We start from the raw sequence: 13,365 nt of genomic DNA, 5'->3' as shown, positions 1-13,365 counted from the left end.
GGTCAGCTGTTGGCGTTCAGCACGGGGTAGTAGCCGCTCGAGTGGCCCTTGGCGGTGGGGTGGTAGGACTCCCAGCTCGGGGAGACCACCAGGGAGTGCAACCAGTCGTCACCGGAGCACAGTTCATGGCCGTTGAAGGTGCCGCGGACGTCGCCGAAGACGAAGCCGTGGGCCGCGGCCCGGGCGGCGATCACGCCGTCGAGGACGTCCGCGGCCTCGTCGATCTTGCGGTGCTTGGTGTCGGACAGGCCGACGCACAGCACGTTCAGGGTGTACACGCGGGGATAGCCGAGGACGACGACCTTGGCGTTGGGGGCCTTGGCGCGGATCGCGTTGTAGGTGGCGTCCAGGCGGGCGGGCAGGGTGTTGCGGGCGTAGTTCTCCGCCTGGGTGACCCGGTTGACGCAGTCGGTGTCGGAGCCGATCACACAGGTCGTCATGACGTCCGAGAAGCCCGCGTCGTTGCCGCCGATGGTGAGGGAGACCAGACCGGTGGAGGCGTTCAACGGGCCGAGCTGGTTGTTGGTCACGTCCGTGGTCACCGCACCCGAGCAGGAGGTGTCGGCGAAGGAGGAGGGGGCGTGGGCGTTCTTCCAGAGGTACGGGTACGCACTGAAACTCCGGTGGCAACTGCCGCTGGCGCTGTCGTAGTTGCCCGCTCCGTTGCCGGCGGAGTACGAGTCCCCCAGCGCGACGTAGGCGGGCCCGGCGGCGTGTGCCGGGGTGGACCACAGCAGGCCGAAGGCCAGGGTGACGATCAGGGTGGTCAGGGCCGACAACGACGTGGTGCGTCTCACGGAACCTCCCTGGGCGGAGAGTTGACTACCACTTGGTAACCCCGGACCCGGCCCGTTGGGAAGTGTCCATGACAATGGAATGTTAAAATTTCTTCGCGCGTAGATCCCTTGTTCGGCTCACCGCCGCCTCCGGGCCGGGGAGGCGCCGGGCGGCCGGTGGCAGGATGCTTGCGGTGGTGGTCGTCCACGCCACCGAGCGGGAGAGCCGGAGGAGGCCCGTTGAGCCGCAGGAAGAACCATCACGTTGTCGTGCTCGTGCTGGAGGGTGCCAAGCCGCTGGACGTCGGGATCCCGGCGCAGGTGTTCTCCAACCGGCCGAGCATGCCCTACGACGTGCGGGTGTGCGGCGCCGCGCCCGGGCTGGTGACCGGCGGCGACGGGCTGTCGTACCACGTGGCGGAGGGTCTGGAGGCGTTCGAGGACGCCGACACCGTCTTCATCCCCGGTTACCGGGAGCCGGCCGGCGCCGAGCCGCCCGCGGCGGTCGTCGGCGCGCTGATGGCGGCCCACGAGCGCGGGACCCGGCTCGCGGCCATCTCGACCGGGGCGTTCGCGCTGGCGGCGACGGGCCTGCTGGACGGCAAGCGGGCCACGACCCATTGGCGCTACACCAGGGCCCTCGCCGAGCGGCACCCCTTGGTGAAGGTGGACGAGAACGTGCTGTTCGTGGACGAGGGCGACGTGCTCACCTCGGCCGGAGCGGCGTCCGGCATCGACCTGTGCCTGCACCTGGTGCGGCGGGACCACGGCGTCGGCCTCTCCAACCACGTGGCGCGGCGGCTGGTGGCGGCGCCGTACCGCAGCGGGGGCCAGGCCCAGTACGTCCCCCGGAGCGTGCCCGAGCCGCTCGGCGACCTCTTCGCGGGCACCCGCGAGTGGGCCCTGGCGCACCTGGCCGAACCGCTGACGCTGGAGACGCTCGCGCGCAACGCGCGGGTCTCGGCGCGCACCTTCTCACGGCGGTTCGTGGAGGACACCGGCTACACGCCGATGCAGTGGGTGCTGCGCGCCCGGGTCGACCTCGCCCGCGAACTGCTGGAACGCACCGATCTGGGCGTGGAGCAGATCGCCGACCGCGTCGGCCTCGGCACCGGCGCGAACCTGCGGCTGCACTTCCACCGCATCCTCGGGACCTCCCCCACGGAGTACCGGAACACCTTCTCGGCCTGACCGGCGAGGGAGTGGCGGGATGCTTGCGATCGATGGCGAAAGGTATGGCGGGATACTTGCGCATGCTGTCGTTCAGGCCACTGCCGCAAGGGCCCGCGCATGCGGAGCATGGAGGCGGCAACGAAAGGAACCCGCCATGACCCGCATCGCCGTCAACGGATTCGGCCGCATCGGACGCAACACCCTCCGCGCCCTCGTCGAGCGCGGCAGCGACCTCGAGGTGGTCGCCGTCAACGACCTCACGGCACCCGAGTCCCTCGCGCACCTGCTCAAGTTCGACAGCGCGCTCGGCCGGCTCGGCCGCACCGTCGAGGTGGACGGCTCCGAGCTGGTGGTCGACGGCCGCCGGATCAAGGTGCTCGCCGAGCGCGAACCGGCCAAGCTGCCGTGGGCCGAGCTGGGCGTCGACGTCGTGCTGGAGTCCACCGGCCGCTTCACCTCGGCCGAGGCCGCCCGCGCGCACCTGACCGCCGGCGCCAAGCGGGTCCTGGTCAGCGCTCCCTCCGACGGCGCCGACGTCACCCTCGCGTACGGCGTCAACACCGAGGAGTACGACCCGGCCCGGCACACCATCGTGTCGAACGCCTCGTGCACCACGAACGCCCTGGCCCCGCTCGCGTCCGTGCTGGACGACCTGGCCGGCATCGAGCACGGCTTCATGACCACGGTGCACGCCTACACCCAGGAGCAGAACCTCCAGGACGGCCCGCACCGCGACATGCGGCGCGCCCGCGCCGCCGGCGTGAACATCGTGCCCACCACCACCGGGGCCGCCAAGGCCATCGGCAAGGTGCTGCCGAAGCTCGACGGCAAGCTCTCGGGCGACTCCATCCGCGTGCCCGTGCCGGTGGGTTCGATCGTGGAGCTCAACACCACGGTCTCCCGCGAGGTCACCCGCGAGCAGGTGCTGGACGCCTACCGGGCCGCCGCCGACGGCAAGCTGAAGGGCATCCTCGACTACGCCACCGAGCCGCTGGTCTCCAGCGACATCACCGGCCACCCGGCCTCGTCCATCTTCGACGCCGCCCTCACCCGCGTCGACGGCCGCCACATCAAGGTGGTGGCCTGGTACGACAACGAGTGGGGCTTCTCCAACCGGGTCGTCGACACCCTCGAACTCCTCGCCCGCGCCTGACCGTCGCCCGGGGGCCGGCAGCACACGCCGGCCCCCCGACCGCGCCCCGTCAGGAGAACGGCCGGTACCAGGGCCGCTTCACCGGGGCAGCCGCCGGGCGAAGAAGGCGGCGACGACGGCCTGCTGGGTCTCGTCGAAGGCCCGCTTGGGGAAGAACCCGTAGGCCCCGCTGACCTGGCGGATCGCTCTGCGGTACTCCCGTCGAACGCCGAAAGGGTACCGGGCGCCCTGAACGCGCCCGTCCACGGGGGGATAGGATCGCGCGCCGTGGCGACCCCGAGCTTCATCGACTGCTGCGCCGGGCCCGAACTCGCCTGGGTGCGGACGCTGTACGAGTCCCACCACGACCAGGAGTCCCTGCTGTGCTGCGCGGCCTGCCGGACCTACTGGTTCCACCGCTTCCACGAGTACCCCGACTGGTCCGGCGGCGGCGACGACCTGACGACCTGGTACACCCGCCTGACCCCCGCGGAGGGCGAACGTCTTCGGGACGCGGCCGACCCGTCCGCCGAGGACCTCTCCTTCCTCCGGACGCGCCCGGGCTGGATGGACGACGCCCGCGGCTCCCGCCCGGTCGACGGCGCGCCGGACCACCCGCACGGCTGACCGGAGATGAGCAGGGTGGTGCCGGCCGGGCGGAAGCCCAGGCGGCCGTAGATGCGGGCGACGGTCTGGTGCGCGTGGGCGAGGAAGACGGTACGCACGCCATGGTCGCGGGCGTGGGCGGGGAGGGCGGCCGTCACGCCGGCGCCGAGGCCCTGGCGGCGGGCGGTGGGGAGAGTGCCGACGCCGCCGATCTCCGTGGTGCCGTCGGCAGGATGGTGGTGGCCCGCGGCGAGCGGGGTGCCGTCGGGGACGAAGGCGGCGATGGCGTCTAGCGGCCGGCGCGGCCCGCCGGGCCGGTCGCGGCGCCCTCGTCGGCGAACGCCGGCCCGGGGAGGGCGAGTACGGCGGGGAGGGCGGGATCGTCGGCGTGCACCCCCGGATCGTGACCCCGTCGGGGAGGGGCTGCCTCGATGCTCCCACGCAGTGACGGCGTGACCTCCGCGAGCCGTTCGAAGGCCTGCGGCACGCCGAGTTCGCGCTGCCGGGCGCGGACCCGGGCGAAGTCGTCCGCGGAGGGCGCCCCGCGGCCGCCCACCGCGTCGGGGCGGGCGTGGTTCGGGCCGCCGTAGTAAGGGGTGCCGGGCTCCTTGCGGACGAACAGGCACAGGGAGCCGAGCCTCTCGGCTTCGGCGAACAGCAGCGGCACCGTGGCGTAGTAGCGCTCGATGCCGCCGGGGCGCCGCATCCGGATGGACGGATGCGGCGCCCCCGGCGGCCCGGCGCCCCTGCGGCCCGCGCGGCCGTCAGCGCCCCAGCAGGAAGGCGTGGACCGCCTGGCGGCCCTCGTCGCTCGCCGCCCGGCTCTGCACGGAGTGGGCGGCACCGTGGACGACCACGACCTGGGCCCGCGGGGTCAGCTTCTTCTGGTCGTACAGCCATTCCAGGGGCGTCGACAGGTCCCGGTCGCCGCCGAGGAGGAGCACCGGGACGCCGGGGAGGCGCCGGTGCGCGGCGGGCAGCGGCGGGGCCGGGGTACGGGGCCAGTCGAGGCAGCTGAGCATGGAGCCGAGGCCCGTCGCCGTGGCGGCGTCGAAGGGGCCGTGGTCGGCCGGGGTCAGTTCGGCACCCGCCTTCTCCAGCGCGTCCCGGCGGCCGGCGACCGGGGCGTCCGACCTGCCCCAGGGGTAGCGTCCGTCGAGGCACAGCGTCGAGGCGTGGAGCCCCTGGCTGAGTTCCTCCGGCGTTGCCGCGCTGCCCTGCCGTACGCCCTGGATGAGGCCGTTGAGCAGTCCCGGGTCGCCCTCGGCGGCCTGGTGGAGGGCGTCGATCATGTCCGCGTAGTCGGGGTCGACGAACTCCCAGGTGGTGAGCGCGTCCAGCACGTCGACACCGTTGCCGTACGTGTCCACGACCTCGGCCAGGTCCGCCGCCGGGTCCGTTGCGCAGCCGATGCTCTCGCACGCCGCCGTCAGCACGCGCGGCGCGGCCCGCATGGCGGCCAGGTCCATCGGGTCGTAACCGGTCTGCGGCACCACCGAGTCCAGCACCATCCGGGCCACGTGCCCGGGGTGGGCGAGGGCGTACCGCTCGGCGGTGTACGTGCCGTAGGAGACACCGTCGAGGGTCATCTTCCGAACGCCCAGCGCGCGGCGCAGCAGTTCGAGGTCGGCGACCGTGTCGCCCGTCGCGTAGAAGCGGCGGTCGCGACCGATGGCCGCGGCGCAGTCCCGCACCGCGCCCGCGGTGGGCGGTGTGAGGTCCGACGACCCCATCTGCGCCTGCAGTTCCGGGCACTGCAGGGCGTTGCCGCCGGTGCCGCGCTGGTCGATCATGACGAGGCGGTAGTCCTTGAGCACCGGCTCCATGGCCTTGGCGATCCGTTCCACGAAGGGGACGCCCGGCTGCCCGGGGCCGCCCGTGAGGAACAGCAGGACGCCCATGGGCGCGTCCGCGTTGTCCCCCATCGCGACCTTCAGGCCCAGCCGGCCCCGCACCGCGCCGCTGTGGTCGAGCGGAACCGTCAGCGTGGCGCAGCTGAAGCCCTCCAGGCCGGGGCAGGCCGCGGTGCCGGAGAGCCCCCCGCTCCCCCCGGCCGGCCCCGCGGTGCCCCGGTCCTGGGCCGACGACGTGCAGGTGCCCGCCACCATCAGCAGGCCGGCGGCGGCCAGCGCCACCGCCGCCCGTGCTCCGGACCTCCGCGTCCCCCGTGCCTTTCCGGCCCCGCGCATCGCCCGCATCACGCACACCCCCGCTTTCCGGTGTCCTCCGTGCCCCTGCCGTCCGTCGGCCATCAGACTGCGCCAAGGGGGCTCGCCACGGCGAGGTTCCGTGCCACGATTCGAGCACGTTCGAAGGAACCAGGGTGAGGGGCAGCAGGGACAGCGATGATCGAACTCACCGTGGACGCCGCCGGGTTGGCCCGGTCCCACTTCGCGGTCTCGCCGCTGCACGAGGTCTCGGCGACGCTGCTGCCGTGGGGCCTGCACCCCGGACCGGAAGCCGATCCGTGGGTGAGCCGCGCCCGTCGTGTGCTGCGCCGTGCGCGGCTGCCGTTGCTGTCGGAGCTGGCGCTCGACGGGGGCGGCTACGTACCGGACTTCCTCAGCCCGCATCCGTCCGGCCCGTCGCCCACCGTCGAGGAGGAGCTGGACCGGGTGCGGGCCACACCGCCCGACCGTGTGCTCGGCGAACTGAAGGCGTTGCGCGAAGGCCGCCCCTGCAACGGGCTGGCCGGATCGGAGCTGCCGCCCGGGGTGCGGCGCGCGATGGCACGGGGCGGCGGGCACGTCGCCCGGCAGGTGGCGGAGGAGCTGCGGCGGTACTGGGATCTCGCCTTCGCCCCGCACTGGCCCGACGCGAGGGCCGCGCTCGACGCGGAGGTCGACCGGTGCGCGGGAGTGCTGGCCCGGCAGGGCGCCGCGGGGCTGTTCAACTCGCTGCACCCCGGGATCCGGTGGGCCGGCGGCACGCTGCACGTCGAGAGCCGTTTCTCGGTGGGGCTCGCCGTTCCGCTGGTGGTCGTGGTGCCGTCGCTGGTGTCGGGGGCGCCGGGGGTGGTCGTGGATCCGGTGCGCGGCGGGCGGCGGCCGCCGATGGTGGCCTATCCCGTACGGGACCGGCCCGCCGCGCCGGCGGCCCCTTCCACCGAACTGGCCAGGCTCCTCGGCCCCACCCGCGCGGGGCTGCTCGGGGCGCTGGCGCGGCCGGCGTCCACCACGCAGCTCGCGGCGCGTCACTTCCTGAGCGCCGCCACGGTCTCGTACCACCTGGGGGTGCTGCACCAGGCCGGTCTCGTGACCCGTTCCCGGTCGGGGCGGACGGTGCTGTACCGGCGTACGCCCGCCGGGTCGCGGCTGACGGGGCGGGGCTGACCCCCTGCGGCCCGCCCCACCCGGGCCACCGGTCAGGCCGTGACGGTCTCGCCGGGCAGCGCCAGGTCGAGGTCGACCAGGCGCTCGTCGCCCGCGTGCGTGGCCGCCGAGGCGAGGGGGCCGTGCCCCGCCGCGCGCGCGGCGAGCACGTACGGGCCACCGGCCGGGACCGCGAGCGCGTAGCTGCCGTCCTCCGCGGAGAGCGTCGCACCGGCCTGCCGCCCGCGGCGGTCGATCAGGGTGACCTTGGCACGGGCGACCGGAGCGCCCCCGGCGCCCACGACCCGGCCCCGGAAACCACGCAGGACCTCCTCCGCACGCGCCAGGCCGGCCTCCTCCTCGCTGCTGGCGCGCAGCTGCAGGCCGGTCCGCCGTCCGGGCAGGCCGAGGGCGAGCAGCAGGCCGAGGAGGACGGCGCCCGTGGCGATGAGGAACGAGACGCGGAAGCCGTGCATGGTCGGGATGGCGACGCCGTTGACGTGCTGGGCGGTGTTGGCCAGCACCATGCCGATCACGGCGCTGGACACCGAGGTGCCGACGGACCGCATCAGGGTGTTCAGGCCGTTGGCCGCGCCGGTCTCGGAGGCCGGCACCGCGCCGACGATGAGCGCGGGCAGCGAGGAGTAGGCCAGGCCGATGCCCGCGCCCAGGATCACCGAGGTGAGGACGGTCTGCCAGACGGCGTCCATCAGGCCGAGGCCGCCGCCGTAGCCGGCGCCGATCACCAGCAGGCCCATGATCAGCGTGGTCTTCGGGCCGAAGCGGGCGGACAGGCGGGCGTAGACGGGGGCGGTGAACATCATCGTCAGGCCGAGCGGGGCCACGGCCAGACCCGCGACGACCATGGACTGGCCCAGGCCGTAACCGGTGGCGGCGGGGAGCTGGAGGAGCTGGGGCAGGACGAGCGAGACGACGTAGAAGCTGACCCCGACCATGATCGAGGCGAGGTTGGTGAGCAGCACCTCGCGGCGGGCGGTGGTGCGCAGGTCGACCAGCGGGGCCTTCACCCGCAGTTCCATCACGCCCCACAGCAGCAGGACGACGGCTGCGGCGGCGAACAGCCCGAGGGTGGTGCCGGACGACCAGCCCCAGTCGCTGCCCTTGGTGATCGGCAGCAGGAACAGGACCAGGCCGGTGGACAGGCCGAGCGCGCCGGGCAGGTCGAAGGTGCCCTTCGCGCGCGCCGGGGACTCCGGCACGACGGCCAGGGCGAGGACGATGGCGAGGACGCCGAGAGCGGCCGCGGCGTAGAAGAGCGCGTGCCAGTTCGTGTGCTGGGCGATCAGGGCCGCGCCGGGCAGCGCGAGGCCGCCGCCGACGCCGATGGAGGAGCTCATGAGGGCCATCGCCGAGCCGAGCCGCTCCCGCGGCAGCATGTCGCGCATCAGCCCGATGCCGAGCGGGATGGCGCCCATGGCGAAACCCTGGAGCGTACGGCCCACGATCATGGTGAGCAGCTGGCTGGTGACGGCGCTGATCACGGCGCCGACCACCATGACCGAGAGGCTGGCGATCAGCATGCGGCGCTTGCCGTAGAGGTCGCCGAGGCGGCCCATGATCGGGGTGGCCACCGCGCCGGAGAGCAGGGTGGAGGTCAGCACCCAGGTCGCGTTGCTCGGCGCCGTGTGCAGCAGCTGCGGCAGGTCCTTGATGACCGGCACGAGCAGGGTCTGCATGACCGCGACAACGATGCCCGCGAAGGCGAGTACCGGGACGACCGCCCCGCTGGCTCTCCGGGCGGGCAGGTCGGTCGTCGTGAGCGTCATGGGGTGAGGCCTCCGGGCAGAGGTGAGGACCGTGGTGGTGGTCGTGCGGATCGCGTACGAGGATGCAACCCCGTATGCCGAGGCAACTATTCCGTCACCCGGAAACCATAAAACATGCATTTTACCGGCTTATTTGGCTTTGGTCCCGGCACACACGGATCCCTTGCGGCACGGCAGCCCCATCCGTGACCGCTCTGTGATCTTCCCGCGCACAACGGTGCGGATGGCCGGACGGTCTCAAAGACGTGCGCCCAGGGCGGCGCACGCCGCAGACTCCGACATCCGTGACATCCGACAAGGAAACGTTGATGAGACGTCCCGTCCGCAGATCCGTCTTCCGGGCAGCGATCGGACTCGTGGCGGCCGCCGCTCTGGCCGCCGGTTTCGGCCCCGCCTCCTCCGCCTTCGCCGAGGACGGCGCCCCGCTGCCGGTCACGATCACCGGCAAGAGCCACGTGGACCTGTCGCTCCAGAGCGACGGCGAGGACTCGGACGAGCCCCAGGTCACCCTGCGGCTCGCCGCGCCCGGCAGCGACGAGCCCGGCGACGACGGGGTGATCCCGGTCGTCCACCAGGGCCCGTACACGATCAAGATCGATGCCAGTGGCCTCGACGGCGTCGCCGCCGTGAAACTGCCCTGCGGCGCGAAGGGCCTGACCGCCGTCTGCGAAGGCAGCGAGATCAACGCCGGCGAGACCTACAACGAGATCGGCGACATCCGCCTGAAGGTCGACGCCGACAGCGCGGCCGGGGACTTCGGCACCATCGAGGTGACCGGCGAGGGCGAGGGCGTCGACTTCGCGCCCCTCACCATCGACGTGCTGGTCGGCGGTCCTGAACTGCGGGGCCGCACCCTGTCCGAGCCCAAGGGCCTCGCCGCCGGCGACACGTACGAGGCGCCGGTGGGCTTCCGCAACGTCGGCGGCATGGCGGCCGACGGCACCGTGCTGCACTTCCACGGCTCGCGCGGGCTGAGCTTCCCCGACAGCTACGGCAACTGCGCCTACAAGCAGACCACCGAGGGGTCGCTGCTCTACCAGGGCACCGACGCGATCTGCACCTTCTCCGGCACCTACAAGGCCGGCACGGCCTACACCCTGTCCGAACCGCTGAAGGTCAAGACGGCCGCGTTCGCCCTCAGGGACGGCTTCAGCTACGGCTTCTCCGCGGTCGGCGCGAAGAAGGCCGAGGCGCTGCTGGAGAACGACGGCTACACGCCGGGTACCGGCGCGCCGCTGACCCTCGAGGAGATCCCCGGCGCCCCCGCGGGTGACTACACGCGCTACACCGATCTCGACCTGCCCAGCGGCAACACGTACGACCTGGTGCTCACCGGTGCTTCCGCCCGGGGAGACGCCGGCGACACGGTGAAGGCGGAGATCGGCTTCCGCAACGACGGTCCGGCCTGGATCAGCGCTCTGCGCAGCGGCGGGGAGCCGATCATCTTCTCCGTCGCCGTGCCCGAGGGCGCGAAGGTGACCAAGAGCCCCAAGGGCTGCAACTTCACCACCATCGACGAGGGCGTCAAGGGCTACCTGTGCTGGGTCGACACCCCGCTGCTGGAGGACGCGAAGCTGAGCTTCCCGTTCGAGCTGCGCATCGACAAGGTCGTGAAGAACGCCAAGGGCAAGATCGCCCTGCCGACGTGGAACAACCCGGCCGAGCCCGAGCAGTCCAACAACACCGCCTGGATCGTCCTCAACGGCACCGGCGACGGCGACGACTCGCAGGGCTCCTCCGGCGGCCCGTCGGCCACCCCGGAGCCCACCGCCTCCGGCGACGACGAGTCGGGCTCCGCCGGCACGTCCGGCAACGGCGGCTCCTCGTCCTCCGGCGGTGACTCCGGCGGCGGCCTCGCCTTCACCGGCGCCGGCGGCGCGCTGCTCCTCGGCGGCTCCGCGCTCCTGGCCCTCGGGCTGGGCGCCGTGATCATCGTCGTCGTCCGGCGCAGGAGCGCCGCCTGACGCCGCACCGCCACCACGCGACGGCCGCCGCGCCCTTCGGGGCGCGGCGGCCGTCGTCGTACGCGGAGGTCTACCGCCCGCCGAGCTCCACGGGCCCGCCGGTGAAGGCGTCGAGCAGGATCCGCCCGCCGAGCGGCCGTTCCAGGCGGACCGTCACCGGATCGACGAGCAGTTGCGCGGTGCACGGACCGTCGTCCGCGCCGCGGACCATGCCGCGGAGCACCACGCTGTCGCGGGTCTCCAGCACGTCGACGGCCGGACCGTCGTCACAGGCGCCGTGCTCCGCCTGGACGGTGACGCTCCGGCCGTCCTCGGCGACCTTCCGCAGCCCGTGCAGCGGCATCCCCGGATCGGTGGCCTGGGAGAGGGCGGCGATCGGCGCGCCCGGCAGCCGCGCGGGGCTGATCGCGGCACGCACCAGCGGGGTGTCGTAGCCGTCGAGCGTGAAGTGCCAGGCGGGGACGCGGGCCTCGCCGCGGCTGGTGAGCAGGGTCATCTCGCCGAAGGTGGCCTTGGTGACGGTCAGCGGGTCCGCGCGGCCCTCCGGCCCCTCGTCCAGCCCGTCGTAGGCCTCCCGTGCCGTCATCGGCGTGACGGGCGTCGACGTCCCGTCCGCCCAGCGGATGCGGCCCTTCTGCTCGGTGCGGGGCAGCACCCCACGGTGCTCGAAGTTCCGGGTCAGGTAGGCCTGCTTGTCGGCGTCCGTGCGGAAGGCGTTGTCCGGGAGCCGGACCACGTCCTCCAGCGGGTAGAAGCCCTCCCGCCACGATCGTGCGGCCTCCGAGCCCTCCCAGGCCTCGGCGACCTCCCGCATGCGCGCGGTGGCCGCACCGTCGTCGTCCGTCGCGGACACCGTCCGCGCCCCGCATCCGGCGGATCCCAAGAGCAGACAGACGGCACCCACCAGCACGAGCGGTCTCATGACGCCTCCCCAAGGCAGTAGGCCCCCCTCGGACCCTGCCGATGTGACGTGCCGCCCCGGCAGCGGGTTCCGCCCGCGTCACCCGCCGGCCGCGGCGGCCGGCGCGGGCGGGTTCCTCCGGTTGCCCACCCAGGTGAACAACCCCGCGCCCGGGGGCAGTCCCAGGAGGATGCCGGCCTGAAGGGCGAGGTCGGCGGCGGGCGGGGACACCAGCAGCGCGACGGTGAAGCCGAGCGCTCCCGTCGCCGCCACGACCAGTGCACCGACCGCGGCGGCCACGCCCCAGCGGCGAGGACGCTCCCGCGCGGCGTCGGCGACGGCACCACCACCGATCAGGGCGGTCACCACCGGCGCCGTGCTCGCACCGGGCAGCAGGCCGAACGGCCAGAGCAGCAGGGCGATGACGCCCAGCGGCACCAGCGCCATCACCATCAGCCACGCGGTGAGTGCGGCCACATCACGGGGCCGGCGCCGGCCGGGGCCGGACGCGTCGGGCCGCTCGGTCGCCACGGCGCGAGCCTATCCGGGCTCCCGCCCCGTAGGGCAGGCCCGAGGCACACGGAACGACGCCGCGAAATGCCGGGCCGGCTTCGCGGGAGGCGCCGGGCCGGCCGGGTAGCGTCGCCCTCACCAGCGGCCCGAGCGGCCGTCCCTCCTGCGACCTGGAGCACCTGTATGCCCGCGTACGGATTCTTCGTGGAGTTCGAGGCCCGGCCGGGCCGGGAGGACGAGGTCGTCCGCTTCCTCGTCGACGCCAAGACGCTGGTCGACGCCGAGCCGGGGACGTTGGCGTGGTTCGCCTTCCGCCCGGGGCCCTCCTCCTTCCGCATCTTCGACGCCTTCGAGACGGAGGAGGACCGCGAGACGCACCTGCGGGGCAAGGTGCGGCAGCGCATCGAGGCGCTCGGTGACGAACTGTTCGCCGTGCCGCCCGTCATCACCCCGGTCGACGTCCTCGCGGCGAAGCTGCCCGGCTGACGGGGCGCAGGGTACGGCAGCCACCGGGCTCAAGGGGCACCACCCCCCGCCGCGGACGGCGCCACCGGTCGGCGCAGACTGTGAACGGAATGTTCACGCCGTACGACACCGCCGGTCAGGGGAACTCCACCACCGCAGGCGTCTACTGAGTGCGCGAACCCCTGCTCAGCCCTGGAAGAAGAGATAAAGATGTCCATGTACCAGCGCATCATGGTTGCCGTCGACTCGAGCCCCTCCCGCCAGTCCGCCCTGCGCACGGCCGGGGACATGGCCCGGCTGACCGGCGCCGCGGTGCACGTCGTGCACGTGCTCGCCTCGACGGTCGCGTTCGACACCGTCATGACCCTGGAAGAGGACTCCGACGCCGGCGCCGTCGTCGACGAGGCCGTCGCCACGCTCCACGCCATGGGTGTGGCGGAGGCCGACGGTGAGCTCGTCCGCGACGTGACCACGCAGGAGATCGCCGGCGCGATCTCCACCGCGGCGGAGCAGTTCAAGGCGGACCTCCTGGTCGTCAGCCCCCACCACCGCGGCTCGGTCGCGGCCTTCTTCAACCCCCGTGTCAGCGACGCCATCGCCCACACCAGCCGCATCGCGGTGCTGCTCGTCCCCGAGGAGCGCGCCGAGGGCGACGACTCCGCCGTCTGACCGCGCCGGGTCGGGTCGGCCCGTCCGGCTCCGGCGAGCCGGGCGGGCCGTGCCGGTACGCCCCGGTC

14 protein-coding genes and 1 pseudogene are annotated in these 13,365 nt (G+C 73.4%); 7 read left to right on the top strand and 8 right to left on the bottom strand.

The genetic code is table 11. From position 1 onward, the window contains the following. Window positions 1-2 precede the first annotated feature (2 nt). Window positions 3-797 (bottom strand): SGNH/GDSL hydrolase family protein, encoded by a 795-nt coding sequence (locus AC1VWI_RS40985; protein ID WP_499516136.1) that lies wholly within the window; start codon window positions 795-797, stop codon window positions 3-5. A gap of 219 nt (window positions 798-1,016) precedes the next feature. On the opposite strand from AC1VWI_RS40985, the gene AC1VWI_RS40980 reads away from it, so the two are divergent. Further along, a complete protein-coding gene (locus AC1VWI_RS40980; RefSeq protein WP_499516135.1) occupies window positions 1,017-1,967 on the top strand; it encodes a GlxA family transcriptional regulator in 951 nt (316 codons plus the stop codon). Between the two features lie 136 nt (window positions 1,968-2,103). Further along, on the top strand, window positions 2,104-3,102 hold the full coding sequence (gene gap / locus AC1VWI_RS40975) for a type I glyceraldehyde-3-phosphate dehydrogenase (RefSeq protein WP_499516134.1): 999 nt from the start codon (window positions 2,104-2,106) through the stop codon (window positions 3,100-3,102). Between the two features lie 78 nt (window positions 3,103-3,180). On the opposite strand, the gene AC1VWI_RS40970 is transcribed toward gap, so the two are convergent. After that, window positions 3,181-3,348: a hypothetical protein gene (locus tag AC1VWI_RS40970; protein WP_499516133.1), complete on the bottom strand. Its 168-nt coding sequence runs from the start codon at window positions 3,346-3,348 to the stop codon at window positions 3,181-3,183. Window positions 3,349-3,369: 21 nt separating this feature from the next. Here AC1VWI_RS40970 and AC1VWI_RS40965 point away from each other — a divergent pair, with 21 nt between their 5' ends. After that, complete coding sequence (locus AC1VWI_RS40965) at window positions 3,370-3,708, top strand: hypothetical protein (protein WP_499516132.1); 339 nt, start codon at window positions 3,370-3,372, stop codon at window positions 3,706-3,708. A gap of 83 nt (window positions 3,709-3,791) precedes the next feature. Here AC1VWI_RS40965 and AC1VWI_RS40960 read toward each other — a convergent pair. The 3 genes and pseudogenes from AC1VWI_RS40960 to AC1VWI_RS40950 all read right to left on the bottom strand — a co-directional run. Next, window positions 3,792-3,899: pseudogene (locus tag AC1VWI_RS40960) on the bottom strand (GNAT family N-acetyltransferase); the annotation flags it as partial. Between the two features lie 77 nt (window positions 3,900-3,976). Next, complete coding sequence (locus tag AC1VWI_RS40955; RefSeq protein WP_499516131.1) at window positions 3,977-4,393, bottom strand: hypothetical protein; 417 nt, start codon at window positions 4,391-4,393, stop codon at window positions 3,977-3,979. A gap of 58 nt (window positions 4,394-4,451) precedes the next feature. Next, a complete protein-coding gene (locus AC1VWI_RS40950; RefSeq protein WP_499516130.1) occupies window positions 4,452-5,822 on the bottom strand; it encodes an alpha/beta fold hydrolase in 1,371 nt (456 codons plus the stop codon). A gap of 210 nt (window positions 5,823-6,032) precedes the next feature. Between AC1VWI_RS40950 and AC1VWI_RS40945 the strand changes: the two genes are divergently transcribed. Beyond that, complete coding sequence (locus AC1VWI_RS40945) at window positions 6,033-7,019, top strand: ArsR/SmtB family transcription factor (RefSeq protein ID WP_499516129.1); 987 nt, start codon at window positions 6,033-6,035, stop codon at window positions 7,017-7,019. A gap of 32 nt (window positions 7,020-7,051) precedes the next feature. Here the strand turns inward: AC1VWI_RS40945 and AC1VWI_RS40940 are convergent, their stop codons facing one another. Then, window positions 7,052-8,785: an MFS transporter gene (locus AC1VWI_RS40940; protein WP_499516128.1), complete on the bottom strand. Its 1,734-nt coding sequence runs from the start codon at window positions 8,783-8,785 to the stop codon at window positions 7,052-7,054. Window positions 8,786-9,093: 308 nt separating this feature from the next. Here AC1VWI_RS40940 and AC1VWI_RS40935 point away from each other — a divergent pair, with 308 nt between their 5' ends. Next, complete coding sequence (locus AC1VWI_RS40935; protein ID WP_499516127.1) at window positions 9,094-10,749, top strand: hypothetical protein; 1,656 nt, start codon at window positions 9,094-9,096, stop codon at window positions 10,747-10,749. Between the two features lie 70 nt (window positions 10,750-10,819). On the opposite strand, the gene AC1VWI_RS40930 is transcribed toward AC1VWI_RS40935, so the two are convergent. Further along, window positions 10,820-11,671: a hypothetical protein gene (locus AC1VWI_RS40930; RefSeq protein ID WP_499516126.1), complete on the bottom strand. Its 852-nt coding sequence runs from the start codon at window positions 11,669-11,671 to the stop codon at window positions 10,820-10,822. Window positions 11,672-11,749: 78 nt separating this feature from the next. Continuing rightward, complete coding sequence (locus AC1VWI_RS40925) at window positions 11,750-12,181, bottom strand: hypothetical protein (protein WP_499516125.1); 432 nt, start codon at window positions 12,179-12,181, stop codon at window positions 11,750-11,752. 165 nt (window positions 12,182-12,346) lie between these two features. On the opposite strand from AC1VWI_RS40925, the gene AC1VWI_RS40920 reads away from it, so the two are divergent. Together AC1VWI_RS40920 and AC1VWI_RS40915 are read left to right on the top strand one after the other, a co-directional pair. Continuing rightward, window positions 12,347-12,649 (top strand): putative quinol monooxygenase, encoded by a 303-nt coding sequence (locus AC1VWI_RS40920; RefSeq protein WP_499516124.1) that lies wholly within the window; start codon window positions 12,347-12,349, stop codon window positions 12,647-12,649. A gap of 189 nt (window positions 12,650-12,838) precedes the next feature. Further along, a complete protein-coding gene (locus AC1VWI_RS40915) occupies window positions 12,839-13,297 on the top strand; it encodes a universal stress protein (protein ID WP_499516123.1) in 459 nt (152 codons plus the stop codon). Window positions 13,298-13,365: the final 68 nt, after the last annotated feature.

The organism is Streptomyces sp. TOM-9 (genome assembly GCF_056858595.1).
Note: the sequence above shows the minus strand (reverse complement) of the source record. Positions and strands in the feature narration are given on the sequence as shown.

Excerpts from the sequence above, each read along its gene's own strand:
- gap (WP_499516134.1), top strand. The coding sequence starts at position 2,104 with ATGACCCGCATCGCCGTCAACGGATTCGGCCGCATCGGACGCAACACC.
- AC1VWI_RS40955 (WP_499516131.1), bottom strand. The coding sequence starts at position 4,393 with ATGCGGCGCCCCGGCGGCATCGAGCGCTACTACGCCACGGTGCCGCTG.
- AC1VWI_RS40945 (WP_499516129.1), top strand. The coding sequence starts at position 6,033 with ATGATCGAACTCACCGTGGACGCCGCCGGGTTGGCCCGGTCCCACTTC.
- AC1VWI_RS40940 (WP_499516128.1), bottom strand. The coding sequence starts at position 8,785 with ATGACGCTCACGACGACCGACCTGCCCGCCCGGAGAGCCAGCGGGGCG.
- AC1VWI_RS40935 (WP_499516127.1), top strand. The coding sequence starts at position 9,094 with ATGAGACGTCCCGTCCGCAGATCCGTCTTCCGGGCAGCGATCGGACTC.
- AC1VWI_RS40930 (WP_499516126.1), bottom strand. The coding sequence starts at position 11,671 with ATGAGACCGCTCGTGCTGGTGGGTGCCGTCTGTCTGCTCTTGGGATCC.
- AC1VWI_RS40920 (WP_499516124.1), top strand. The coding sequence starts at position 12,347 with ATGCCCGCGTACGGATTCTTCGTGGAGTTCGAGGCCCGGCCGGGCCGG.
- AC1VWI_RS40915 (WP_499516123.1), top strand. The coding sequence starts at position 12,839 with ATGTCCATGTACCAGCGCATCATGGTTGCCGTCGACTCGAGCCCCTCC.